Here is a 22,668-nt window from a genome sequence, read left to right on the forward strand (position 1 = left end):
TTGCTCCCGCTGGGGTGCGTAGCGCCCCCAAAAAGCCGGCTCCAGCTGCGCTGTCGAACGGGAGCAAGCTCCCTCGCCACAGCAAGCCAGCTCCCACATTGAATTTGCGCAGGTTGTGAGATTGCGCTTAAGGTTCGCCCAGGTTTTTTGCCCCATGAGTCTTTATGTTCAATGTCAAACCTCTGGTCTTCGCGCTGCTGGCCTTTGCTGCTGTGCCCGCCCACGCCGATTGGTACCTGGATAACGAATCCTCGCGCCTGTCTTTCGTCACCACCAAAAACACCGAGATTGCCGAAGTCCAGCGCTTCCTGGTGCTGCACGGCAAAGTCGACGCCAAAGGCGCGGCTCGGCTGGAAGTGGAGCTGGACTCAATCAACAGCGGTATTCCGTTGCGCGACGAGCGCATGCGTAAAGAGCTGTTCGAGATCAAGACCTTCCCCGAAGCGCAGATCAGCGCACAGATCAATCTGCAGCCCATCAATGACCTGGCGTCCGGCGCGCAGTTGGAATTGCGCCTGCCCTTGAGCGTCACGCTGCACGGCAAGACCCAGACCTACAGCGCCGAACTGCTGGCCACGCGCCTGGATGAGCGGCGTTTCCAGGTGGTAACCCTGGAGCCCGTGGTGCTGCATGCCGAGGATTTCGACCTGGCGCCCGGTGTGGCTACCTTGCGTAAGGCGGCAGGGCTCAAATCGATCAGTTTGTCGGTGCCGGTGGGTGCGGTGCTGATCTTCACGGCGCGCTGACATGAGCGGCGCGGTGTTCCCGTGGCGCAGCGCCAATCAATTCGAATTGCTGATCGACGGGCCGAATTTCTTCCCACAGATGCTGGTGGGTATCGCCCGGGCCGAGCAGCAGGTTGATCTTGAGTTGTACCTGGTCGAAGCCGGGGCCTGCGCCGAGGCCATGGTGCAGGCGCTGGTACTGGCCGCCGAACGCGGCGTGCAGGTGCGTTGCCTGTTTGACGATTACGGCAGCCTGGCGTTTACCCTGGGGCTGCGCAAGCGCTTGACCGATGCCGGCGTGGCGCTGCGCTTTTACAACCGCCTGAATTGGCGGCGCTGGATGCGCAACCTGTACCGCGACCATCGAAAGCTACTGCTGATCGACCAGCGCATTGCGGTGGTCGGCGGCACCGGTGTCACCGACGAGTTCTGGACGCCGGGGCAAGACACCGCCGACTGGCATGAAGTGATGGTGCAGATCAGCGGCCCGCTGGTGCTGGACTGGCAGGCCCTGTTCGACCGGCAATGGCACGCTAACGCCGCGCGCCGTGAGTGGAAACCGGCTACCCACTTTGGTTTGCCTCGCTTGCCCAAGGTGCCCGCCACCGGGCCGGGGCTGGGCCGCGTGGCGTATGCCGATGCGCGTCAGCACCGTGACATCCTGCAATCGTTGATTCGTGCTTTGAACAGCAGCAAGGGGCGTATCTGGCTGGCGACCCCGTACTTCCTGCCAACCTGGAGCGTGCGCCGTGCCTTGCGTCGGGCGGCAGGGCGCGGTGTGGATGTGCGTCTGTTACTCACCGGCCCGCGCACCGATCACCCGTCGGTGCGTTACGCCGGGCACCGTTATTACCCGCGCCTACTGCGCTCAGGCGTGCAGATCTTCGAATACCAGCCGTGTTTCCTGCACCTGAAGATGGTGCTGGTGGATGATTGGGTGAGCATTGGCTCGTGCAATTTCGACCACTGGAATCTGCGCTTCAACCTGGAAGCCAACCTCGAAGCGCTGGACCCGCAGTTGACGGCAGCGGTGGTGGGCAGTTTCGAAGCGGACTTTGCCCAAAGCCAGGCGGTGAGCCTGGAGGCATGGAAGGCGCGGCCATTGTGGCGGCGGGTGAAGCAGCGGGTGTGGGGCTGGATTGATCGGTTGGTGGTGAACCTGCTGGATCGGCGCGGTTAGTCGGGCCACCTCAATCAACTGTGGGAGCTGGCTTGCCTGCGATAGCATCACCTCGGTACACCTGACAAACCGAGGTGCCTGTATCGCAGGCAAGCCAGCTCCCACAAAAGCCAGCTCCTACAGCGACCGTGTTTACAGCTTCAGATCAGAGCAGTTCGAAGGTTTGCTGCTGCACATCCTGGGAATCCAAGCCGATCTGCACATTGAACTCACCCGGTTCCGCCGCGAACTTGAGCTGGGCGTTGTAGAACTTCAAGTCGTCCTCGGTGATGGTGAAGTGCAGCGTGCGCGCTTCGCCAGCCTTGAGCATGACCTTCTGGAAATTCTTTAGCTCCTTGATCGGGCGGATCATCGAACCGGCCACGTCCTGGATATACAACTGCACAACCGTTTCGCCATCGACCTTGCCAGTGTTCTTCACGGTGACGCTGGCATCGAGCTTGCCGGTCTTGTTCAGCGTGGTGGACGACAGTGCCATGTCCGACAGGCTGAACGTGGTGTAGCTCAGGCCATAGCCAAACGGAAACAGGGGGCCGGTGGTGTCATCGAAGTACTGCGAGGTGTAGTTGCCCGGCTTGCCTGGGGTGAATGGCCGGCCGATGGTCAGGTGGTTGTAGTAGGTCGGAATCTGCCCCACCGAACGAGGGAAGGTGATCGGCAGCTTGCCCGATGGGTTGTAGTCACCGAACAGCACGTCGGCGATGGCGTTGCCGCCTTCGGTACCTGCGAACCAGGTTTCCAGGATCGCGTCGGCCTGTTGGTTCTCTTCGAGAATCGACAGCGGACGGCCGTTCATCAACACCAGCACCAGCGGTTTGCCGGTGGCTTTGAGGGCCTTGATCAAGTCGCGCTGGCTTTGCGGGATGTTCAGATCGGTACGGCTCGACGATTCGTGGGACATGCCACGGGACTCGCCCACCGCCGCGACGATAACGTCGGCGTTGTTCGCCGCCTTCACCGCTTCATCAATCAGCACCTGGGCAGGGCGCGGGTCATCCACCACTTCCGGGGCATCGAAGTTGAGGAAGTTGAGGTAGTCGAGCACCGCTTTGTCGCCGGTGATGTTGGCGCCACGGGCATAGATCACTTTGCCTTTTTCACCGATCACGGCGTTCATGCCGTCGAGCAGGGTCACCGATTGCGCAGGCCGGCCAGCAGCAGCCCAACTGCCCATCATGTCGATGGGTGCCTTGGCCAGCGGGCCGACAAGGGCAATGGTCGCGGATTTTTTCAGCGGCAGGGTGTCGTTGTGGTTTTTCAGCAACACCAGGCTGCGGCGCGCAATGTCGCGGGCCTCGGCACGGTGCAGGCGGCTGTCGGCGTAGGTGTCGGCCGGGTCATCCTCGGCCTTGCCGATGCGCAGGTACGGGTCCTTGAACAGGCCCATGTCGTACTTGGCGCCGAGCACTTCGCGCACGGCGTTGTCGATGTCGCTCTGCTGGATTTCGCCGGACTTGAGCAGCCCCGGCAATTCCTTGCCGTACAGCGAGTCGTTCATGCTCATGTCGATGCCGGCCTTGATCGCCAGCTTGGCGGCTTCACGCCCGTCCTTGGCCACGCCGTGCTTGATCAGCTCGACGATCGCACCGTGGTCGCTGACGGTCAGGCCCTTGAAGCCCCAGTCCTTGCGCAGCAGGTCGTTCATCAGCCAGGTGTTGGCGGTGGCAGGCACGCCGTTGATCGAGTTGAGCGCGACCATCACGCCGCCGGAGCCAGCCTTGATCGCCGCGTGGTAGGGCGGCAGGTAGTCCTGGTACATCTTGACCGGGCTCATGTCGACCACGTTGTAGTCGCGCCCGCCTTCCACCGCGCCGTAGAGGGCGAAGTGCTTGACGCTGGCCATGAGGCTGTCGGCATTCGCGGGGCTGGTGCCCTGGAACGCCTTGACCATCACTTCGGCAATGCGTGACACCAGGTAGGTGTCTTCACCGAAACCTTCGGAAGTGCGGCCCCAGCGCGGGTCGCGGGAGATATCGACCATTGGTGCAAACGTGATATCGAGGCTGTCGGCGGCGGCTTCCTGGGCGGCGATGCGCCCGGAGCGGCCAATGGCGTCCATGTCCCAGCTGGAGGCCAGGGCCAGGCTGATCGGGAAAATGGTGCGGTGGCCGTGGATCACGTCGTAGGCGAAGAACATGGGGATCTTCAAGCGGCTGCGCATGGCCGCGTCCTGCATCGGACGGTTTTCCGGGCGGGTGATGGAGTTGAACGTGCCGCCGATGCGGCCGGCGGCGATTTCCTTGCGGATCAGCTCGCGGGGCATTTCCGGGCCGATGCTGATCAGGCGCAATTGGCCGATCTTCTCATCCAGGGTCATTTGCTTGAGCAGGTCGCTGACGAAGGCGTCCTTGTCGTTAAGCGCAGCAGGCTTTGTTTCTGCCCATACGGGGTGGCTGGCCAGAGTGGCAACAAGGCCGAGCAAACACAGCTTTTTCATGAATATCCTTTTTCGGCGACTGCGCAGCATTCAGAGAGATGCTGTCGGCCAAAATGTGGGGAACGTCTATTGTTGTTCGGGTGTTGTTCAGATAAATGCAGCACACTCTGAACTCTTTTTCGCGCTGGGCATCTTTGTAGCTGATTGGCTCAAAGCATTCCAGTGGTGGCGGATTATGCCCCAAGCGCGTGGTTTATAGGGTTAGTCGTCACATTCCATCAGATCGGGCAGGAGAAACACTATGCAAGCAGCACACACTTATCGCTGGGGCTTCAAGGCTGCGGCGCTGTTACTGATCAGCAGCGTGCTGAGCGGTTGCGGCATCAACAACATCCCGACGCTGGACGAACAGGCCAAGGCCGCCTGGGGCCAGGTGCAGAACCAGTACCAGCGCCGTGCTGACCTGATCCCCAACCTGGTAGAAACGGTGAAGGCGTATGCCGCCCACGAGCAGGAAACCCTTACCGCGGTGATTGAAGCGCGGGCCAAGGCCACCTCGATCCAGGTGGATGCCAGCACCCTGGACAACCCCGAAAAACTCAAGCAGTTCCAGCAAGCCCAGGATGGCCTGAGCGGCGCACTCAGCCGTTTGATGGTGGTGTCCGAGCGTTACCCGGACCTGAAGGCCAACCAGAACTTCCTGGCCTTGCAATCGCAACTTGAAGGCACCGAGAACCGTATCGCTGTGTCTCGCCGTGACTTTATACAGGCCGTACAGGCTTACAACACTGAGATCCGCACCTTCCCGGGCCGCCTGTGGCACAGCGTGATGTACAGCGACTTGCCGATCCGCGCCACGTTTGAAGCCACCAGCGCCGATGCCGATAAAGCGCCGCAAGTGAAGTTCAAATAAGGCTGCACTGAGGTGTCGATGCGTTTATTACGGATAGGCCTGGCGCTGTGGCTGTTGGCCTGCGTGGGCGTGGCCCAGGCGGCGCTCACCTTCCCGGCGCTGACCGGGCGGGTGGTGGACAGCGCGCAGATGATCGACCCGGCGGTGCGCGAGCAACTGACCCAGCAACTGCAGGCGCTGGAGCAGACCTCGGGCGACCAGTTGGTGGTGGTCACCGTGCCCGACCTGCAAGGCGTGCCTATTGAGGACTACGGTTATCAATTGGGCCGCCAGTGGGGCATTGGCCAAAAGGGCAAGGACAACGGCGCGCTGTTGATCGTCTCCCGTGATGACCGCCAATTGCGCATCGAAGTCGGGTATGGCCTGGAAGGCGTGCTGACGGATGCGCAATCCTGGGTGATCATCAACCAGGTGATCCTGCCCAAGTTCAAGGCCGGCAATTTCAGCCAGGGCATCAGCGACGGTGTGGCCGCGATGATCCAGGTGGTGGGCGGTGAGCCCTTGGCGGTGCCGGCCCATGTGGCGGATGCGAACTTCGCCATGGATAATCCCGGTTTTTCCATCGGCCTGTTTATTCTGCTGATCGGCGTGCTGTGGCTGTGCAATCGCATGGGCTTGCCAGTGGGCGCTATCCTGCTGGCGATTCTCAACAGCAGCGGGCGCGGCGGCGGTGGGGGCGGCGGTGGCGGTGGTTTCCGCGGCGGCGGCGGTGGTTTTGGCGGTGGCGGGGCTTCGGGCAGCTGGTAATGACAATAACGAGAATAGAGCATCTACAACCATGGCATTACTGACTGAACACGAGCAGCGCCAAGTCGCCGAAGCGATCGCCCGGGTCGAGAAAACCACCGACGCGGAGTTGGTCACCGTGCTGGCGGCGCGCGCCGACGACTACGCCTACATTCCGTTGCTGTGGGCGAGCTTGATCGCGTTGGTGGTGCCGGGTGTGGTGCATTACCTGTCGGGCTACCTGACCATGTACACCTTGCTGGTGGCGCAGTGGGCGACGTTCATTGTGCTGTGCCTGGTGTTCCGCTTGCCCAAGGTCACTACTCGGCTGATCCCGCGTTCGGTACGCCACTGGCGTGCATCCAACCTGGCGCGGCGGCAGTTTCTGGAGCAGAACCTGCACCACACGGTGGGCAGCACCGGGGTGCTGATTTTTGTCAGCGAGGCCGAGCGTTATGTGGAGATCCTGGTGGATGACGGGATTTCCAAGCGCCTGGATGACAGCAATTGGGACGCTATTGTCCAGGCGTTTACCCAGCAAGTTAAACAGGGGCAGACGCTGGCCGGGTTCATCGCCTGCGTTGAAGCCTGTGGCGAGTTGCTCAAGGTGCATGTGCCCGTTACCCAAACCCGCAACGAACTGCCCAATCGCCTGGTTGTACTCGAATAACTGCTTTTTTGTAGGAGCGAGCTTGCTCGCGAAAAACTCATCGACGCCGCGCTCATTCAGGACACCCGCGTTATCGTTGACGTTTTTCGCGAGCAAGCTCGCTCCTACACAAGGCAGCATCCTTATTCGGGTTGATTGACCGTTGATCAAATAACCCCGTGCCCTGAACCCCCATCCCGCCTAAAATGCCCGGCATTCTTTACCCGAGGCGTTTTTGTTCATGTCCGTCACCGCTCAACCTGCCCGCCCTGCGCCGGATCATCATGCCCAGTTCATCGAACTGTTGAGCGCAAGCTTGGCCCAGAACGCTTTTATCAAGCTGGTGCTGGCCAAGTACGTCGGTGAGGAAGCCGAGTTGCAGCGGCTGATCATCAAGCCGGTGGTGGTCAAGGAGCAGCCTTGCCTGTCGTTCGTCTATCGCTACAAGACCCGCGACATCACCAAGAACTTCCCCTTGGCCGACGGCGTGGCGGCGATCGCCGAGCTGTTGCCCAGCTCGTTCAAGAACGCGCACTTGCTGGCGCTGACCGACGAAGCCCAGTTGGAATACAGCAAGAAGAACAAAAGCTCGCTGTTCAAAAGCAAACCGCAGCAACTGCGCGAGGCGCCTTCGGCTGAGCATAACCGCGAAAAAAATCGCTTCCTCGACCTGAGCCGGCCGTTCCTCGCCGACCTGGGCGTGACCGACGCCAAGCAGGCGCTGATCCCCTCGATGTCGCGCAAGTGGAAGCAGATCAACAAGTTCATCGAAGTGTTCAGCCATGCGCTGACGTCGTCGCCGTTGCAGCTCGACCGCCCGGTGCGTGTCGCCGATTTCGGCTCGGGCAAGGGCTACCTGACCTTCGCCATTCACGATTACCTGCGCAATACCCTCAAGGCGGAGGGCGAGGTCACCGGTGTCGAGTTGCGTGAAGACATGGTCACCCTCTGCAACAGCGCCGCCGCACGCCTGGAGCATCCGGGGCTGGTGTTCAAATGCGGCGATGTACGCAGCGTGGCGCCCAGTGAGCTGGACGTGATGATTGCCTTGCATGCCTGCGACATCGCCACCGACTACGCGATCCACACCGGCATCCGTTCCGGTGCGTCGATCATTATGTGCTCGCCGTGCTGCCACAAACAGATCCGCCTGCAGATCCAGAGCCCGGCGTTGCTCAAGCCGATGCTGCAATACGGCCTGCACCTGGGCCAGCAGGCGGAAATGGTCACCGACAGCCTGCGCGCATTGTTCCTTGAAGCCTGTGGCTATGAGACCAAGGTGTTCGAGTTCATCTCGCTGGAACACACCAACAAGAACAAGATGATCCTGGCGGTCAAACGTGCCGAGCCTGTGGACAACGCGCAGCTATTGGCAAAAATCCAGGAGCTCAAGGCGTTTTATCACATCACCGAACACTGCTTGGAAACCCTGTTGTGCGGGGATGGCTACCTGGCCTGAAATGGGCGCGGTTCCGTGTGGGAGCTTGCTCCCGTGACGGCCCCGGCGGCCAGCGCATATCTACCTGACGCCCCGCGATCCAAATGTGGGAGCTGGCTTGCCTGCGAAGACGGCCTGACAGCCGACCGGGATGTGGGATCAGACTGAGTACATATCCGTTATTTAGGTAACGGCCACTTAGGGTTCCGCCCTGACGGCGGCTCACTTTGCAAAAGCGGCAAAGTAAGCAAAACGCTCTTGCCCCACCACTCGGCACCTCGCCTAGGCTCGGTGTGCCCGTAATCCGCCAGTGATTTTGGGGGCCGCCGCCACGCGCCATCCATGGCGCGGGGCGGCTAAACCGGCATCCCTGCCGGTTTACCCCCCAAATCACTGGCGAATTCCGGCCAGCGTGGTTTAACGGGGCGCCTGAGATCAAGATCACAAGCAGATCAAGATCAAGAGCGGCTCGCTTCGCATCGTGGTTACCGGTGGCTGCGGCGAACTGCACAGTTGTGTAGATACCTATGGCTATCGCAGGCAAGCCACACACACAGTTGGAATGCGTGTGTGCTTAGAAGAACCGCGTCACGCTGATCTTCGCATCACGCCCCTTGGTGTACGCCCGGTCGCCGCTCAAGGCCGGGCGGAAGTTTTTGTTGAACAGGTTGTCCACCGTGAAGTTCACCTCGGTGCCTTTGAGATATGCCTGCTGTGGTGTCCATTTGGCGAACAGGCCCTGGGTGTTGTAGCGCTTGTTGCCGTACTGGTCGTAGAACACATCGCCGATGCTGGAGCCCGGGCCGCCAGAGTATTTGTCGCTGGGCAGGCGGTCGGTGGCGCCGATGAATTGGCTCATCCAGCCCACCTGGGCATCCCAGGCCGGGATGTGAGTGCCCAGTACCAGCACCCATTTGGTCGGCGGAATATCCCGCGCGGCCACGTCCGGGCCCCAGGGATTGGTGTAGGCGCCTTGGTGCTGGCCCTTGGCATAGGCGAACGACACCGAGCCAAACAGGTAGGTGGAGTTGTAGATCGATTCGAGCTCAACGCCCTTGATGGTCAGGCTGCCGATATTGCGGTAGTTGGACATCGGCCCAGGCGGGCAAGCTGAAGCGATGCTGCCGCCATTGACAGCCTGGTTCTGGCAACCCACGCCGGTGGCCTTGAAGATCTCGTCTTCGACTTTGTTGTGAAACAGGGTGGTGCGCAGTTGCAAGTTGTCGTCCTGGGCGAGCAGGTTATCGAAGCTGGTGATGTTGCCCAGGGTGATCGAGGTGATGCGCTCCGGGTCCAGGTCGACGCTGGTGGCGGTGCGACTGCCCACGCCCTGCACTTCGTATTGTTCGTCGATCACCGGGGCGCGCCAGGTCTGGCTCCAGTTGGCGAACAGCCCCACATTCGGCGTCACGGTCCAGAATAGCGCCAGGCGTGGCGACCAGCCGGTGTAGGTGCGGTCGCTGTAGTCGTGACCCACTGCCGGGTTGTTGTAGTAGGGCGCATCGTTGCCTTCGCCGCGGTTGCGCACATGGTCATAGCGCAGCGACGGCGTGATCGTCACGTCGCCCAACGTCACCGCGTCCTGGATAAAGAAGCTGTTGGTATCGACTTTGCCGTGGGGCATAAAGCCCGGCTGAAAGTGCCCGTAGTTGTAGCGCGGCGTGTTGTAGGTGGCGCCGGGCATCCACATCTCGGTTTCGCGGGTGTGCTTGCGGATTTGCCCGCCGACCGTCACGGCATGCTGCAAGGGGCCGGTTTCAAACAGGCTGACGTTACGGATATCCAGGAGCTTGTCGGTGTAGGCGGTGTCCATCTTGCGCCCGCCGGTGGCCAACTGGAAAAACGCCGTGGCGTCACGCTCATCGGTCTGCTCGGTGTTGGACTGGGAGTACTTGATGGTCAAGTCCACCAGCGGGTTGTCCAGCGGCTGGTATTCATACTTGCCCGACCAGGTGGTGTCGACCGTGTCACGGTGGGCGAGGAAGCGCTTCAACGCGCCTTCGTAGCCGTAGCGGTCGATGTTGAACTGGGTCGGTGGCGTGGGGTAGCTGGCGGCGGAAAACGGGGTCCAGCGGTTGCTGTGGGAGCGCGAGTACGACAGCCCGACACTGTGCTCATCGGTAAAGTGCGCGTTGACCTTGAACAGCTTGCCGTCCACATCCTGGGCGCTGTTGGGCAAGCGCTGGGGGTTGATTGGGTACTCATTGTTGTCGTTGGGCAATTTGGCGGCCACCTTCATATCGCCGCCGTCGCGTTGGGTCAGGTAGGCCAGCGCATCGAAACGGCCGTCGTCGGTACGGCCATAGACGGCACTGCTGTAGACCTGTTCATGGTCGTTGCTGGAGTAGCCATATTTGAGCATCGCACCGCTGTTGCGGCCGTCCTTGAGCAGGTCCGGGGCGTCCTTGGTGACCATGTTGACCGTACCGCCGAAGCCGCCATTACCGGTGAACGGCGAGTTGGGGCCTTTTTCCACTTCGATGCGCTTGATCAGCTCGGGCTCGATAAACACCGTGCCTTGCTGGTAACGCTCAAAGCCTGTCTTGGTGGCACCGTCAACGGTCAGCGGCACGTCTTCGGCATCGCCGAAACCACGGATGTTGATGGTCTGGCCGCCGGGCTTCAGCGAGCCGCCCTGGCTGACACCGGGCAAGGTCTGCAACAGGCTGGGAATGTTATTGGACTGGTAACGGTCGATGTCGGCCTGGGTCAGGGTGGAGCGGTTGACGGTGCTGGCGTTTACCTCATTGCCGGTACCGATCACGCTCAGGGTGTCCAACTGGATCGCGCCACCGGTGGTGGTTTTGCCCTCGTCGGGGCGCACCACATAGGTACTGCCGACCTTGATCAGGTTGAGCTCACCGTTTTTGAGCAGGGAACGGATGGCCACTTCCGGGGTGTAGTTACCGTCAAGCGCTGGGGCCTGCACGTTCTTGAGCAGGGTTTCATCGAACAGCAGCTGGATTTTCGCTTGCTGGGCCACCTGGCTCAGGGACGTGGCCAGCGACTGGGCCGGCAGGTGCAGCTTGAGCGACTCGGCTTCGGCGCTGAGGCTCAAGGCCAGGCACGTAGCCATGAGTGTCGGTCGAAGAAACAGGTGCGAAGCGTGGCAAGGCGCGCGAAACATGAAATCCCCCGGAGCGGCTAAATAGCCAAAAAGGTGTGCGTATCAAACACAGACAGGAGGAAGACGGGGCAGGCAAAAAAAACCACACATGCGAATGCAAAATATTCTCATGTGTGGTTTCTGCCGTTTATTTGCTCGGCTCGATTCTCATGATGCCATCCGCCGAAAGCACGGTTTTCACTGGCAACAGCGCGGGCAAGGCGTTGAGCAGGGCGTCCGGGTCGCTCACATCAAGGTTGCCCGACACCTTGAGCTGCGCGACGGCCTTGCTGACCTGCAACGGCGTCTGTGGACGGTAGAGGCTAAGTTCGTCGATCAGGCTGGCCAGCTCTCGATTGCGAAACGACAAATGCCCGCTGCGCCAATCGGCGATCTCTTCGGCGCTGAGGCTTTGCGATTGCACGGTGCCTTTGGCGTAGTTGTATGAGGCCCGTTGCTGGGCGTCGAGCAGGGTGACGGGGCTTTCGCCATTTGGCGCGAAAGCGACCTGGCCATGGGCAACGCTGACCACCAATTGCTGCTGCCCACGGCGCACATCGAAAGCCGTGCCCACCACCCGTACGCTCGACTCGCCGGCCTGCACGTAGAGGGGGCGTTCCTTGTCGGGGGCCACTTCGATGTACAGCTGGCCTTTGTCCAGATGCAGCACCCGTTGATGGGCGCTGAAGTCCACGCGGATATGGGTGTTGGCATTCACATACAAGGTACTGCCATCTGGCAGATTCAAAGTGCGCACGCCCTTGGCATGGGTGGCAACCTGGTTGTGATACAGCTCGCGCGGTGCGCCGATAGAGGTCGCCAGCACGGCGCAGAGCAGGGCGGCGGCCATCGCCAGGGCAGGGCGCCAAAGGCTGGGCTTGCGCTTGGGCAGTGCCAACGGTTTGTTCAGTTGTTGCAACTGGGCGAGGTCGGCCCACAGCTGTTCGAATTCGGCATAGGCGCGCGCATGCGCGGGCACCGCCTGCCAGTCGGCAAAGGCTTTACGGTCGGCGCGGCTTGCTTCGTTGCGGTTGCGTGCAAACCAACTGGCGGCTTGGGCGTCGATGCAATCGCTCGCTTGGCTGTCCAGCGCGTCTGTGTCGCTCGGGCGGTTCATTCTGGCTGCTCCGTGCCGGGGGCGGGTTGAAGGCGGCGCTTGCAGTGCAGCAGGGCAAAGGCGATGTGCTTTTCCACCATGCTGGTGGAGATGCCCATGCGCGTTGCTATCTGCGCCTGGCTCAAGCCTTCGAAGCGGTGCAGCATAAGGGCTTCTCGTCGGCGCGGCGAGAGTTCGGCAAGGACTTCTTTCAACTGTTCCAGGCGTTGCAGGCGAAGGGCGGCGGCCATGGGGTCGTTGTGCTCGTCGGTGACCGGCTCGGCATCCATTTCGGCGTGATCAGGGTGGACGGTTTGCCGTACCTTCTGTTTGCGCCAGTGATCGCGCAGCAGGTTGCGCGCCATCTGGAACAGAAACGCCCGTGGCTGCTCGACCTTGGCACGGTCGCGGTAGCCCAGCCATTGGGTAAACACATCCTGGGCCATGTCCGCCGCGTCGCTGGCGTTGTCCGTGCGTTTACGCAGGAAATACAGAATGTCTGCATAAAACCCGCGACAGGCATCGGCCGCCGACGGGTCGGGCTGGGGACGAGACATGGATACCCTTCTTGACGAAGTACGACGTGGAAAAGTCGCGAATGATATCGAGAACTATTGTCATTTGTCTCCAGCTAAATAGATCTCCCGTGTTTGGCTGGAAAAAATTGGGGCATGGCCTTTAATCCTACAAGTTTGGGAGCGATATCCCACTCAAAGGAGAAAGTCATGGCTGGATGGTATGAGTTGAGTAAAAGCAGTAACGGGCAGTTTCGTTTCGTGCTTAAGGCGGCGAACGCAGAAACCATATTGACCAGCGAGCTTTACACCACCCGCGGTGCTACTGAAGCCGGCATTGCTTCAGTGCAGGCAAACAGCCCACATGATGAACGTTATGAGAAAAAAGTGGCCAGCAACGGCCAACCGTTCTTCAACCTCAAGGCGGCCAATCATCAAGTGATCGGCAGCAGTGAGCAGTACACCTCTACAGCCGCACGAGACAATGGCATTGCCAGCGTCAAGACCAATGGTCCCAGTGTCACTATCAAGGACAAGACCTGACGGTTGTGCAAGAAGACCTGCGCCCGGCTCGTGAGAGCCGGGCGTTTTTTATACCGATGACAGCAACGCTTTGAGCTGTCCGATCCCTGCCTCACCCAACGGGAACACCGGCAAGCGCGGATTACCCACCTCCAACCCGGTCAAGCGCAACCCGGCCTTGATCGTCGCCGGCAGCCCGCCTTTGAGGATGAATTGCAGCAATGGCAACTGTCGGTAGAACAGCTCCCGCGCCTTGCTCAAATCATCGGCCAGTACGGCCTGATACAAGCTCAGGTTCAGTTGCGGGATCAGGTTCGGCGCCGCGGTGCACCAGCCTTTGGCGCCAGCCGCGAAGGCTTCCAGCGCCAGCGGGTTGCAACCGTTGTAGAACGGCACGTCACTCTGCAGTTTCAACTGGTGCATGCGCTGGATGTCGCCAGTGCTCTCCTTGACCATGGTCACGTTCTCGACCTGCTTGAGGATACGCAGGATCAGCTCCACCGACATGTCGGTGCCGCTGGTGGCCGGGTTGTTGTAGAGCATGATCGGCACGCCGATGCTGTCGCCGATGGCGGCGTAGTGAGCGAGGATTTCCGCGTCACTGAGTTTCCAGTACGAGGCCGGCAGCACCATGACCACATCGGCGCCGTGCTCTTCGGCGTAGCGGGCGCGGCGCACGGCCTTGGCGGTGGTCAGGTCGGACACGCTGACAATGGTCGGCACGCGCTTGGCGACTTTCTTGATGCTGTAGGCGCTGACTTCATCCCACTCGGCATCGCTCAGGTAAGCGCCTTCGCCCGTGCTGCCCAAGGGCGCAATGGCGTGGACGCCGCTGTTGATCAAGCGGTCGATGGAGTGCCCGAGGGCGTCGAGGTCAACGCGTTGGCCGTCGGCGCTGAAGGGCGTGATGGTGTAGCCGATGATGCCGTGAATGGTTGGGTTGGACATGGGGGAAACTCCGGTCGAAAAGGGGGGCAATCAGTTCAGGCAATCGGCGTGCTTGCGCAGGTTTTGCCGGGCGTAATAGTTGAACGCGGCGCCGTGGCGTTTGGGTTTGGAGATCCAGTCGTGGGCCTCGCGCCCCAGCTCCGGCAGGATCGGTTTGACGGTACCAGCAGACATCGCCAGCAACTGCAACTTGGCAGCCCGTTCGATCAACTGCGCAATCACGCAGGCTTCTTCGATGCTGGCCCCAGTGGACAACTGGCCGTGGTGCGAGAGCAGAATGGCGCGCTTGTCGCCCAGGGCCGCGGTGATGATTTCCCCTTCTTCATTGCCCACCGGTACGCCGGGCCAGGCCTCCAGGAACGCGCAATCTTCGTACAGCGGGCAAAGGTCCATGTGCGACACCTGCAACGGCACTTCCAGCATCGACAGCGCGGCAATGTGCGTGGGGTGTGTGTGGATGATGCAGTTTACATCCGGGCGGCCGCGGTACACCCAGGTGTGAAAACGGTTGGCGGGGTTGGGAATGCCATGGCCTTCCAGTACTTCGAGGTCTTCGTTGACCAGCAACAGATTGCTGGCCGTGATTTCGTCAAAACCCAGGCCCAGTTGCTGGGTGTAGTAGGTGCCGGGCGTCGGCCCACGTGCGGTGATCTGCCCGGCCAGGCCGGAGTCGTGGCCGTACTCGAACAGGATTCGGCAGGTCAGCGCCAGCTTTTGCCGGTCGGTCCACGTATTATCTGCCAGGCTGTTTTGCATCTGGCTCAGTGCTTGCTTGACCAGTTGGTCTTTTGGGAGTGCTAATGTCTTGGCCATATCGGTGTCCTTTGGGTGGTTCAATGGACGTCGGATTTGCTGGTCGCCCGCTGCTCGCAAGGTCGTTGGGTGAATGCAAATGACACTAAAGATGCTATATGACACTTTGTGTCATTGGCAAGCCTGTATCATCGCTTTCTGCAGGGATTAACCGCAGCACATGTCTATCCGCTTGAAAATATTAAGAAAAAAACTTGGCGTGACCCTGGAGGCCCTGGCCGAAAAATCCGGGATGACCAAGAGTTACCTGTCGAAAGTCGAACGCGGGCTTAATACGCCATCCATCGCAGCGGCGTTGAAACTCGCCAAGGCGTTGAACGTGAAGGTCGAAGAATTGTTCAGCGAAGACAACGTCAGCCTCGACAGCTACAGCCTGGTGCGCAGCCATGAGCGGCCCGACACCTCGCCGGGTTATGCGGTGCTGGCCCACCAAGTCAGCGAGCGCAGCCTGCTGCCGTTCATCATTTATCCGCCGGCGGAGTTCACCGACAAGACCTTCAAGGAGCACCTGGGGGAGGAGTTTTTATTCGTGCATGAAGGCCAGGTTGAGGTGGATTTCATGAACGAGCGCGTGCTGTTGGCGCGAGGTGATGCGCTGCATTTCAACGCGCAGAAACCCCACCGGATTCGCTCGGTGGGAGAGGTGCAGGCGCAGTTGCTGGTGGTGGTGCACAGCGCTGAGGAGTGAGACTGAGCCCGACTTGAAATGCATTCAATGGCTTGCCTGCGATAGCGGTTTATCGGTGCCCAATCTGTCGCTGACCCACCGCCATCGCAGGCAAGCCAGCTCCCACATTTTGCTCAGCGTTCTACAGGGACGGACAATGCCGGATTGCCCAGTGGGTGCGTACGCGCGGTAAAGAACCTCAGTTCCACATTAGAGCCCTCGAACAGCTCCAGATACCGCCGCTTCTGCTGACGAACAAACCCATCACTGCGCCCCGACACCGAGATCGCCAGGGTGCTGATGCGGGCCTGGCCGATAGCTTCTACCAGGTGTTTATCCTGCGGCCCCAAGTCATGCCCGAAGATGCACAGCGCGCCTTCATGGCTCAATAGCTGTTCATAACAGAACGACAGATAATCCGAACTGCGGATACTTTTGAGTTTCTCCTCCACCTTGCCTTCACTGACAAACAGCGGCACATCGTCGAGGGTCTTGATCGTGTTGTTGATGGCAAAACTGCTGAGCAGGGTGCTGTCGGTGGACGGCAATTTGCGCGCCGTGCCGTCGAGGTTGCGCACCAGGTGCAGGCCTCCGTGCAGGTACAGGATGCGGGTGATGTCGGTGCGCGTATTGCGCAGGTCGAAGCTTGAGTCGGCGCTGCGAAACAGGTCGTCGATACCCGGTGCGTGCAGGGTCGCCCAGTAGTTGAGCAAATCGTAGTTACTGGTGAATACGGTGGCGTAGGTGGCCAGCTCCGCGTTGATCGTCGCCAGCGTCGACGGTTGCACCAGGCGCCAGGGAATGTGCACGGCATGGATGGTGTTGATCAGTGCTTCCTTGATCGCGTAGTAACGGTTACGCGGCGCCGCCGAGCTGACCGCCAGGGCCTTGTTGACCCGGCTGGTGGTTTTCAAGGCGCCCAGGGCTTGCTCGAAACTGCGGGTTTGCAAGGCGTCGAACACGCTGAGTTCGGAGGCGCTCAGGGGTTTTTCTTCGACGGTACGGGCGTTTTCGAACAGCGAGTCGTAGGCAAAGTCTTCCCAGATCGTGCGGCTGGCGCCGTTGCCGATCAGAATCCCGCTGAAGTCGACGGCAGCGCGCAGGGCGCTCCAGTCTTCAAGGTGGGCGTTAATATCCTGGAAATCCTTCATTGCGGCGGGTCTACTCGAAATCGGCTGGGGGGTGACTTTATCACGAGCCGGCATTGATCCTGATCAAGATGCGCCACGCGGTACAGGTTGATTCTGTCGGCATAAAGCCTTTGAGGATTGATCATGAGCAGCACGTTCTTTATCCCCGCCGTCAACATCATGGGTATCGATTGCCTTGACGAAGCGATGACCGCCATCCGCAACTACGGCTTTGACAAGGCGTTGATCGTCACCGACGTCGGCCTGGCCAAAGCCGGTGTGGCCGGCATGATCGCCGAGAAGCTGGCGATGCAGGATATCGACTCAGTGATCTACGACGGCGCCAAGCCCAACCCCAGCGTGGAAAACGTCGAAAAAGGCCTGGCGTTACTGCAACAGAGCGCCTGCGATTTCGTCGTGTCCCTGGGCGGCGGTTCGCCCCATGACTGCGCCAAGGGCATTGCCCTGTGCGCCACCAACGGTGGGCGTATCGGCGACTATGAAGGCGTGGACCGATCGAGCAAGCCGCAACTGCCGCTGGTAGCCATCAATACTACCGCTGGCACGGCCAGCGAGATGACGCGTTTTTGTATCATCACCGACGAAAGCCGCCACGTAAAAATGGCCATCGTCGACCGCAATGTCACGCCGTTGCTGTCGGTCAACGACCCGGCCCTGATGGTCGGCATGCCCCAGGGCCTCACCGCCGCCACGGGCATGGATGCGCTGACCCACGCCATCGAAGCCTACGTGTCCACCGCTGCGACACCGATCACCGACGCCTGCGCGATCAAGGCCATCGAATTGATCAGCGCCAACCTGCGCCTGGCGGTGCGCGACGGCACTGACAAGGCCGCACGGGAAAACATGGCCTACGCGCAATTCCTCGCTGGCATGGCCTTCAACAATGCATCCCTGGGTTTCGTGCATGCCATGGCCCACCAATTGGGCGGCTTGTACGACCTGCCCCATGGCGTGTGCAACGCGGTGCTATTGCCCCATGTACAAAGCTTCAATGCCAGTGTCTGCGCCAAACGCCTGAGCGACGTGGGCCGGGCCCTTGGTGCAGATATCAAGGGCATCACCGCCGAGGAGGGCGCCCAGGCTGCCATCGCGGCGATTCGTCGGTTGTCCCAGGACGTGGAAATCCCTGCGGGCTTGCGTGAGCTTGGCGCTAAGTTGCAGGACATTCCGTTGCTGGCCAGCAATGCGTTGAAAGATGCCTGCGGGCTGACCAACCCACGGCGGGCGGACCAGCGTCAGATTGAGGAGATCTTTCGTAGCGCTTTTTGATAGGGGCAGCCTTTGGCAGCACGCGGTAAGCTACACGCTCAATGCATTCAAGCATCAAGCGTGCGGCGTGCCGCTGAGGTCACTTCATGAGAGTTCTGTTATTCGGCGCCACCGGCATGGTGGGCCAGGGTGTGCTGCGCGAGTGCCTGCTGGCGGCCGATGTGCAGGAAGTGGTGTCCGTTGGCCGCACGCCCTTGACCCAGGAGCACGACAAGCTGCATCAGGTATTGCACAACGACATGCTGGATTTCCACCCCCTGGAAAACCTGCTGCAGGGTTTTGATGCATGTTTCTTCTGCCTGGGTGTTTCGTCGGCGGGCATGAAGGAGGCGCGCTATACCCACCTCACCTATGACCTGACCCTCGTGGCGGCCAGCACCCTGGCGCGGCTCAATCCGCAGATGACCTTTATCTATGTGTCCGGCGCCGGCACGGACAGTTCCGAAGCCGGCAAGTCGATGTGGGCGCGGGTCAAGGGCAAGACCGAAAATGCCTTGCTGCGCTTGCCGTTCAAGGCGGTGTATCTGTTCCGCCCCGGGATCATCCAGCCGTTGCACGGTGTGCGTTCGAAGACGCCGTTGTACCAATCCTTCTACAGCGTGCTTGGGCCGGTGCTTTCGTTTGTGCGGCGACTGAAACCGGATTGGGTGGTGAGCACCGAGACCGTCGGCCGTGCGATGTTGCAGGCGGCCAGCCAAGGCGCGCCGCAGCCCGTGGTGGAGCAGGCCCAGATCAATCGCCTGGCGGCTGAGCGCCGCTGAGCTGAATCAGCGCAACGCCGCTGATCAGCAGTAACGCGCCCAACGCCCGGGAGGTTGTCAATTGACGTTCCACCAGGCCGAACAGGCCGAAATGGTCCAGCAGCAACGACGCGAGAATCTGCCCGGCCATGGCCAGCGCAATGAAGCCCGATGCGCCGAGCTTGGGCAGCAGCATCAACGCCAATGAAATAAAACACACGCCAAAGGCACCACCGGCCCACATCCACAACGGTGCCTTGCTGATAAAGGCCAGGCTCGGCAGGGGTAAACGCATCGCCACAATCACCGGCAGCAGCACGATGATGCTCACCAGTAACGACGCCAGGGTGGCCCACAACGGATGGCCGAGCCCGCGCCCGAGGTTGGCGTTGATCGCACTCTGAAACGGCACTACCGCGCCGGCTAACACCGCCAGCGCTAACAAACCTACCCAATGCAACACAGTCATCTCGACGCTCCCAAAGGTTTTGCTGGACTCTAGGGTATTCGTCGCGCAAATTTAAATTCCAAATTCTTATGCTGGACATGCAGTTGATGAATGATCTGCGCCGCGTCGACCTTAACCTGCTGGTGATCCTCGACGCCTTGCTCAGCGAGCAACACGTCACCCGCGCCGCCGAGCGCCTGCACCTGAGCCAGCCGGCGGTCAGCCATGCGTTGGCACGGCTGCGCGATATGCTGGGCGACCCGCTGCTGATGCGTCAGGGCGGCACACTCGTGCCAACCGCCCGCGCCCTGGAATTGGCGGCGCCATTGACCGAAGCTCTGGCCCAGGTGCAGGCATTACTGGCGCCGAATCGTTTTGATCCCGCCTCGGCCAAGCGCCGCTTTCGCGTGGCGATGTCGGACTACAGCGCGGCGATATTCCTGCCCGGCCTGGTTCGCGTCCTACGCCATGAAGCGCCCGGTATCGACTTGCAGATCATCCAGGCCAGCCGCGAAGGCATGGTTGAGGGTGTGCTCAATGGCGATCTCGATCTGGCTGCGGGCGTATTCCCCGACATGCCCGCCGAACTGCGGACTACGCCGCTGTTCGAAGAGCATTACACCTGCCTGGTCGACCCCACCAGCCTTGCGCCCAACGGAGTGCTGGACCTGCCGACATACCTGTCACGCCCCCATGTGCTGCTGGAGATGCGCGGCAGCGGCACGCCGGAAATCGAACGGGCGCTGACGGCCATTCGTGAACGCCGCCACGTGGCGATCAGCCTGCCGCACTGGAGCGTGGCGCCGCAGTTGATCCAGGGCACGGACCTGATTTTGACGGTGTCGTCCCGGGGTTTGATGAATATTGACGCTCGGCAATTGCTGGCCGTGCCACCGCCGTTTCATATTCCGTCGTTTGCCTTTGAGCTGGCCTGGCATACGCGGCGGGGTGGGGATGTGGGTTTGCAGTGGTTGATTGGCAGGGTGGTGGGTGTATTGTCCGCAGACCCACGATAACGCGAGAACACCTAGATGCTCAGCGGTTTCAACCACCTGACCCTGGCCGTCGCCGATGTGCCGCGCAGCGTCAGTTTCTATCACGACCTGCTGCGCCTGCAGCTCGACGCAACCTGGGATAACGGTGCCTACCTCTCACTGCCTGGGCTTTGGCTGTGCCTGTCGCTGGACCCGTTGCGCTCGGCTGCTCCGGCGATGGATTACACCCACTATGCGTTCACTGTCGATGCTGCTGATTTCACTGCCTTGGTCGAACGCCTGCGCGCCGCCGGCGTACAGGAGTGGCGAGACAACCGCAGTGAAGGCGCATCGTTTTATTTTCTCGATCCCGACGGCCATAAGCTCGAGGTTCATGTCGGCGATCTGGCCTCGCGGCTGCAAGCCTGTCGCGCCCAGCCCTATGCTGGAATGAAGTTTTACCCACCGCGCTGAAACATGCAGAATCGTTCACCCTCAAGCGTCTGTCGGAGCGTCTACCATGACCCCATCCTTGCTGTTCGCCGTGCTGGCTTCGGGTTTTATCTACGGCATTACCCCTGGCCCCGGTGTCCTGGCCGTATTCGGCATCGGTGCGGCCCGTGGCCGGCGTGCCGGGGCAGGATTCTTGTGCGGTCATTTGCTCGGCGATGTGGTGTGGTGCAGCACGGCGCTGATTGCCATCGTCGGTGCGCGAGAAGTCGGCAGCAGTGCCTTTGATGTGCTCGGCGTACTCAGCGGGGTGTATTTATTCTGGCTCGGCTGGCGTGCGATCCGCACCCAGCGCCGCAATAGCGATGCCCCTCAGGGCGCGGCGCGCCATCCGTTCTGGCACGGTATTCTGTTTGGCTTGACCAACCCCAAGGCCTACCCGGTTGCCGTGGCGACGTTCACCGCGTTGCTCTCCAGCCGAGCCGAGTTGTTGACTTGGTCGATGCTGCCGACCTTGATTCTGTTGAGCTTTATCGGTGGCTTGCTGGCCTACGCGATCCTGATTGGCGTGGTGGGTGCCCAACGGGTGCGCACGCTGTATCAACGCCATGAAATCCTGATCACCAAGCTCTGCGGCGTGATGTTTATCGGCTTCGCCCTCAATGCTTTGGCGCACGCATTGCCGGGCCTGTTCGGCAGCAAAGCGGCCTGATGCGACGACGACCGTTCGTCGCCCAGGTAAGTTTTTTCTAAACCTTTACCGCCCTGAAAATTCGAATTCAGGGCGGGTTGTATGCTCCCGCGCCTATTTTTGCCCTGGAGGAACCCATCATGAGCCGCATGGCTATCCGGTTACGCACCGCCAGTTTCGCGATGCTGCTGGGCCTCGGCGCCAGCAATGCTTTCGCCCAGTCGCCTGCAGAATTCATCGAGCAGGCTTCGGCCAAAGGTATGGCCGATATCGAAACCAGTCGCATGGCCCACGCCAAGACCTCGTCCCAGGAAATCAAGGACTACACCATTGAGGTCATCAACGAGCGCACGCTGGCCAACCAGCACTTGGCGGCGATCGCCAAGAAGCTTGATTTGCCAGTGGCCCCACGGGAGAAGATCGTTGATAAAGCCGAAACCCTGATGCCTGAACTCAAGGACGGCGATTCGTTTGACGCTGCCTATACCGCGCAGCAGGTCAAGGAAAACGAAGACGCCATCGCCCTGTTCCAGAAAGAAGGCGCGGCGTCGGATGTGCCAGAGATAAAGGCACTGGTGGATGAGACGCTACCCAAGCTTGAAGAGCGCTTGCAAAAAGCCCGGGCCCTGGCGTCGACCTACGGTAAGGGCCATCAAGGCGACGGTTGAGGCCGCTGCCCGATCTGAAAAACGGCGGTGGGAGGGGACTCCCACCGCCGTTTTCATGCCGGGTTTTAGACGGGGTATGGGTCAATGCCGCCTATAACGCCAGTTCCGTCTGACCTGTGCCTTCAAGTGCGAGTAAATACTGCTTGGCTGCCAACCCGCCCGCGAACCCGGTCAGTCCGCCCGAGGCGCCGATCACCCGGTGACATGGCGCAATGATTGAAATGGGGTTGCGCCCATTCGCGGCGCCGACGGCGCGCACGGCTTTGGGGTTGCCGATCTGCTGTGCGATCTGGCTATAGCTGCGGGTTTCGCCGAAGGGAATGGTCAGCAGTGCTTGCCAGACTTGCTTCTGGAAGTCAGTGCCGGTGAAGTCCAGTTCCAGTTCAAACTGGTTACGCTTCCCGGCGAAGTATTCCTGCAGTTGGCGCTCGGTTTCCAAGAGCACTGGGCTGTCGTCGGCTTCGATCAATTCACCCAGGCGCACACGATTGGCACGTTCCACTTCCCAGAGGATGGCGTTGAGTTTGCCATCCCGCGCCACCAGGGTGAGTTCACCGACAGGGGAAGGCATGAGCTTGTACTGGTAGGCCATGAGCAGT

23 protein-coding genes are annotated in these 22,668 nt (G+C 60.7%); 14 read left to right on the forward strand and 9 right to left on the reverse strand.

Going from position 1 to position 22,668, the window contains the following annotated elements; genetic code table 11:
• Positions 1–164 precede the first annotated feature (164 nt).
• Both APH41_RS03965 and APH41_RS03970 read left to right on the forward strand, forming a co-directional pair.
• A complete protein-coding gene (locus APH41_RS03965) occupies positions 165–746 on the forward strand; it encodes a YceI family protein (protein ID WP_054898725.1) in 582 nt (193 codons plus the stop codon).
• A 1-nt stretch (position 747) separates the two neighbouring features.
• Positions 748–1,905, forward strand: a complete 1,158-nt coding sequence (locus tag APH41_RS03970; RefSeq protein WP_034126534.1) for a phosphatidylserine/phosphatidylglycerophosphate/cardiolipin synthase family protein — start codon at positions 748–750, stop codon at positions 1,903–1,905.
• Positions 1,906–2,050: 145 nt separating this feature from the next.
• Here APH41_RS03970 and bglX read toward each other — a convergent pair whose 3' ends face one another.
• Positions 2,051–4,342: a beta-glucosidase BglX gene (bglX, locus tag APH41_RS03975; protein WP_054898726.1), complete on the reverse strand. Its 2,292-nt coding sequence runs from the start codon at positions 4,340–4,342 to the stop codon at positions 2,051–2,053.
• A gap of 241 nt (positions 4,343–4,583) precedes the next feature.
• Between bglX and APH41_RS03980 the strand changes: the two genes are divergently transcribed.
• The 4 genes from APH41_RS03980 (at position 4,584) to APH41_RS03995 (ending at position 8,029) form a co-directional block, all read left to right on the forward strand.
• Positions 4,584–5,195 carry a LemA family protein gene (locus APH41_RS03980; protein WP_014717327.1) on the forward strand — a complete coding sequence of 204 codons (612 nt, stop codon included), beginning with the start codon at positions 4,584–4,586 and terminating at the stop codon, positions 5,193–5,195.
• A gap of 18 nt (positions 5,196–5,213) precedes the next feature.
• The gene (locus APH41_RS29560) at positions 5,214–5,942 is read left to right on the forward strand and encodes a YgcG family protein (RefSeq protein ID WP_054917592.1); all 729 of its coding nucleotides are present in this window, start codon (positions 5,214–5,216) and stop codon (positions 5,940–5,942) included.
• A gap of 31 nt (positions 5,943–5,973) precedes the next feature.
• Complete coding sequence (locus tag APH41_RS03990; RefSeq protein ID WP_034126537.1) at positions 5,974–6,591, forward strand: TPM domain-containing protein; 618 nt, start codon at positions 5,974–5,976, stop codon at positions 6,589–6,591.
• A 220-nt stretch (positions 6,592–6,811) separates the two neighbouring features.
• The gene (locus APH41_RS03995; RefSeq protein WP_054917595.1) at positions 6,812–8,029 is read left to right on the forward strand and encodes an SAM-dependent methyltransferase; all 1,218 of its coding nucleotides are present in this window, start codon (positions 6,812–6,814) and stop codon (positions 8,027–8,029) included.
• A gap of 553 nt (positions 8,030–8,582) precedes the next feature.
• On the opposite strand, the gene APH41_RS04000 is transcribed toward APH41_RS03995, so the two are convergent.
• From APH41_RS04000 to APH41_RS04010, 3 genes are all read right to left on the reverse strand, one after another.
• Positions 8,583–11,135 carry a TonB-dependent receptor gene (locus APH41_RS04000; protein ID WP_054917596.1) on the reverse strand — a complete coding sequence of 851 codons (2,553 nt, stop codon included), beginning with the start codon at positions 11,133–11,135 and terminating at the stop codon, positions 8,583–8,585.
• A 127-nt stretch (positions 11,136–11,262) separates the two neighbouring features.
• A complete protein-coding gene (locus tag APH41_RS04005) occupies positions 11,263–12,231 on the reverse strand; it encodes a FecR domain-containing protein (RefSeq protein ID WP_054917599.1) in 969 nt (322 codons plus the stop codon).
• On the reverse strand, positions 12,228–12,767 hold the full coding sequence (locus APH41_RS04010; protein ID WP_034126541.1) for an RNA polymerase sigma factor: 540 nt from the start codon (positions 12,765–12,767) through the stop codon (positions 12,228–12,230). The genes APH41_RS04005 and APH41_RS04010 overlap by 4 nt, the downstream gene beginning before the upstream one ends.
• 168 nt (positions 12,768–12,935) lie before the next feature.
• On the opposite strand from APH41_RS04010, the gene APH41_RS04015 reads away from it, so the two are divergent.
• A complete protein-coding gene (locus APH41_RS04015; protein WP_054917601.1) occupies positions 12,936–13,268 on the forward strand; it encodes a YegP family protein in 333 nt (110 codons plus the stop codon).
• Positions 13,269–13,316: 48 nt separating this feature from the next.
• Here APH41_RS04015 and APH41_RS04020 read toward each other — a convergent pair whose 3' ends face one another.
• Both APH41_RS04020 and APH41_RS04025 read right to left on the reverse strand, forming a co-directional pair.
• On the reverse strand, positions 13,317–14,195 hold the full coding sequence (locus tag APH41_RS04020; RefSeq protein WP_054917603.1) for a dihydrodipicolinate synthase family protein: 879 nt from the start codon (positions 14,193–14,195) through the stop codon (positions 13,317–13,319).
• Positions 14,196–14,225: 30 nt separating this feature from the next.
• Entirely contained in the window at positions 14,226–15,008 is a 783-nt protein-coding gene (locus APH41_RS04025; RefSeq protein WP_034126544.1) for an aldolase, read from the reverse strand.
• A 160-nt stretch (positions 15,009–15,168) separates the two neighbouring features.
• Between APH41_RS04025 and APH41_RS04030 the strand changes: the two genes are divergently transcribed.
• Positions 15,169–15,696 (forward strand): helix-turn-helix domain-containing protein, encoded by a 528-nt coding sequence (locus tag APH41_RS04030; protein WP_054898731.1) that lies wholly within the window; start codon positions 15,169–15,171, stop codon positions 15,694–15,696.
• A gap of 113 nt (positions 15,697–15,809) precedes the next feature.
• Here APH41_RS04030 and APH41_RS04035 read toward each other — a convergent pair whose 3' ends face one another.
• Positions 15,810–16,826, reverse strand: coding sequence for a DUF4917 family protein (locus APH41_RS04035; RefSeq protein WP_054917604.1), 1,017 nt, complete (start codon positions 16,824–16,826; stop codon positions 15,810–15,812).
• Positions 16,827–16,949: 123 nt separating this feature from the next.
• Between APH41_RS04035 and yiaY the strand changes: the two genes are divergently transcribed.
• Both yiaY and APH41_RS04045 read left to right on the forward strand, forming a co-directional pair.
• Positions 16,950–18,098 (forward strand): L-threonine dehydrogenase, encoded by a 1,149-nt coding sequence (gene yiaY, locus APH41_RS04040; RefSeq protein WP_054917605.1) that lies wholly within the window; start codon positions 16,950–16,952, stop codon positions 18,096–18,098.
• Between the two features lie 86 nt (positions 18,099–18,184).
• Positions 18,185–18,859: an epimerase gene (locus tag APH41_RS04045; RefSeq protein WP_054917606.1), complete on the forward strand. Its 675-nt coding sequence runs from the start codon at positions 18,185–18,187 to the stop codon at positions 18,857–18,859.
• Here APH41_RS04045 and APH41_RS04050 read toward each other — a convergent pair.
• A complete protein-coding gene (locus tag APH41_RS04050; RefSeq protein WP_054917607.1) occupies positions 18,831–19,307 on the reverse strand; it encodes a DMT family transporter in 477 nt (158 codons plus the stop codon). The genes APH41_RS04045 and APH41_RS04050 overlap by 29 nt on opposite strands.
• A 68-nt stretch (positions 19,308–19,375) precedes the next feature.
• Here APH41_RS04050 and APH41_RS04055 point away from each other — a divergent pair, with 68 nt between their 5' ends.
• The 4 genes from APH41_RS04055 to APH41_RS04070 all read left to right on the forward strand — a co-directional run bounded on the left by APH41_RS04055 (position 19,376) and on the right by APH41_RS04070 (position 22,069).
• Positions 19,376–20,302, forward strand: a complete 927-nt coding sequence (locus APH41_RS04055; protein ID WP_054917610.1) for a LysR family transcriptional regulator — start codon at positions 19,376–19,378, stop codon at positions 20,300–20,302.
• Between the two features lie 15 nt (positions 20,303–20,317).
• Positions 20,318–20,734, forward strand: a complete 417-nt coding sequence (fos, locus tag APH41_RS04060) for a fosfomycin resistance glutathione transferase (RefSeq protein ID WP_054917612.1) — start codon at positions 20,318–20,320, stop codon at positions 20,732–20,734.
• 46 nt (positions 20,735–20,780) lie between these two features.
• Positions 20,781–21,422 (forward strand): LysE family translocator, encoded by a 642-nt coding sequence (locus tag APH41_RS04065; protein WP_034126551.1) that lies wholly within the window; start codon positions 20,781–20,783, stop codon positions 21,420–21,422.
• A 119-nt stretch (positions 21,423–21,541) separates the two neighbouring features.
• Positions 21,542–22,069: a DUF4142 domain-containing protein gene (locus APH41_RS04070; RefSeq protein ID WP_003189402.1), complete on the forward strand. Its 528-nt coding sequence runs from the start codon at positions 21,542–21,544 to the stop codon at positions 22,067–22,069.
• A gap of 91 nt (positions 22,070–22,160) precedes the next feature.
• On the opposite strand, the gene APH41_RS04075 is transcribed toward APH41_RS04070, so the two are convergent.
• The gene (locus APH41_RS04075) at positions 22,161–22,661 is read right to left on the reverse strand and encodes a methylated-DNA--[protein]-cysteine S-methyltransferase (RefSeq protein WP_054917615.1); all 501 of its coding nucleotides are present in this window, start codon (positions 22,659–22,661) and stop codon (positions 22,161–22,163) included.
• Positions 22,662–22,668: the final 7 nt, after the last annotated feature.

Origin of the sequence: Pseudomonas sp. NBRC 111138 (assembly GCF_001320835.1) — a bacterium.
GTDB classification, from domain to species: domain Bacteria; phylum Pseudomonadota; class Gammaproteobacteria; order Pseudomonadales; family Pseudomonadaceae; genus Aquipseudomonas; species Aquipseudomonas paracarnis.

Excerpts from the sequence above, each read along its gene's own strand:
- APH41_RS03965 (WP_054898725.1), top strand. The coding sequence starts at position 165 with ATGTTCAATGTCAAACCTCTGGTCTTCGCGCTGCTGGCCTTTGCTGCT.
- APH41_RS03970 (WP_034126534.1), top strand. The coding sequence starts at position 748 with ATGAGCGGCGCGGTGTTCCCGTGGCGCAGCGCCAATCAATTCGAATTG.
- bglX (WP_054898726.1), bottom strand. The coding sequence starts at position 4,342 with ATGAAAAAGCTGTGTTTGCTCGGCCTTGTTGCCACTCTGGCCAGCCAC.
- APH41_RS03980 (WP_014717327.1), top strand. The coding sequence starts at position 4,584 with ATGCAAGCAGCACACACTTATCGCTGGGGCTTCAAGGCTGCGGCGCTG.
- APH41_RS29560 (WP_054917592.1), top strand. The coding sequence starts at position 5,214 with ATGCGTTTATTACGGATAGGCCTGGCGCTGTGGCTGTTGGCCTGCGTG.
- APH41_RS03990 (WP_034126537.1), top strand. The coding sequence starts at position 5,974 with ATGGCATTACTGACTGAACACGAGCAGCGCCAAGTCGCCGAAGCGATC.
- APH41_RS03995 (WP_054917595.1), top strand. The coding sequence starts at position 6,812 with ATGTCCGTCACCGCTCAACCTGCCCGCCCTGCGCCGGATCATCATGCC.
- APH41_RS04000 (WP_054917596.1), bottom strand. The coding sequence starts at position 11,135 with ATGTTTCGCGCGCCTTGCCACGCTTCGCACCTGTTTCTTCGACCGACA.
- APH41_RS04005 (WP_054917599.1), bottom strand. The coding sequence starts at position 12,231 with ATGAACCGCCCGAGCGACACAGACGCGCTGGACAGCCAAGCGAGCGAT.
- APH41_RS04010 (WP_034126541.1), bottom strand. The coding sequence starts at position 12,767 with ATGTCTCGTCCCCAGCCCGACCCGTCGGCGGCCGATGCCTGTCGCGGG.
- APH41_RS04015 (WP_054917601.1), top strand. The coding sequence starts at position 12,936 with ATGGCTGGATGGTATGAGTTGAGTAAAAGCAGTAACGGGCAGTTTCGT.
- APH41_RS04020 (WP_054917603.1), bottom strand. The coding sequence starts at position 14,195 with ATGTCCAACCCAACCATTCACGGCATCATCGGCTACACCATCACGCCC.
- APH41_RS04025 (WP_034126544.1), bottom strand. The coding sequence starts at position 15,008 with ATGGCCAAGACATTAGCACTCCCAAAAGACCAACTGGTCAAGCAAGCA.
- APH41_RS04030 (WP_054898731.1), top strand. The coding sequence starts at position 15,169 with ATGTCTATCCGCTTGAAAATATTAAGAAAAAAACTTGGCGTGACCCTG.
- APH41_RS04035 (WP_054917604.1), bottom strand. The coding sequence starts at position 16,826 with ATGAAGGATTTCCAGGATATTAACGCCCACCTTGAAGACTGGAGCGCC.
- yiaY (WP_054917605.1), top strand. The coding sequence starts at position 16,950 with ATGAGCAGCACGTTCTTTATCCCCGCCGTCAACATCATGGGTATCGAT.
- APH41_RS04045 (WP_054917606.1), top strand. The coding sequence starts at position 18,185 with ATGAGAGTTCTGTTATTCGGCGCCACCGGCATGGTGGGCCAGGGTGTG.
- APH41_RS04050 (WP_054917607.1), bottom strand. The coding sequence starts at position 19,307 with ATGACTGTGTTGCATTGGGTAGGTTTGTTAGCGCTGGCGGTGTTAGCC.
- APH41_RS04055 (WP_054917610.1), top strand. The coding sequence starts at position 19,376 with ATGCTGGACATGCAGTTGATGAATGATCTGCGCCGCGTCGACCTTAAC.
- fos (WP_054917612.1), top strand. The coding sequence starts at position 20,318 with ATGCTCAGCGGTTTCAACCACCTGACCCTGGCCGTCGCCGATGTGCCG.
- APH41_RS04065 (WP_034126551.1), top strand. The coding sequence starts at position 20,781 with ATGACCCCATCCTTGCTGTTCGCCGTGCTGGCTTCGGGTTTTATCTAC.
- APH41_RS04070 (WP_003189402.1), top strand. The coding sequence starts at position 21,542 with ATGAGCCGCATGGCTATCCGGTTACGCACCGCCAGTTTCGCGATGCTG.
- APH41_RS04075 (WP_054917615.1), bottom strand. The coding sequence starts at position 22,661 with ATGGCCTACCAGTACAAGCTCATGCCTTCCCCTGTCGGTGAACTCACC.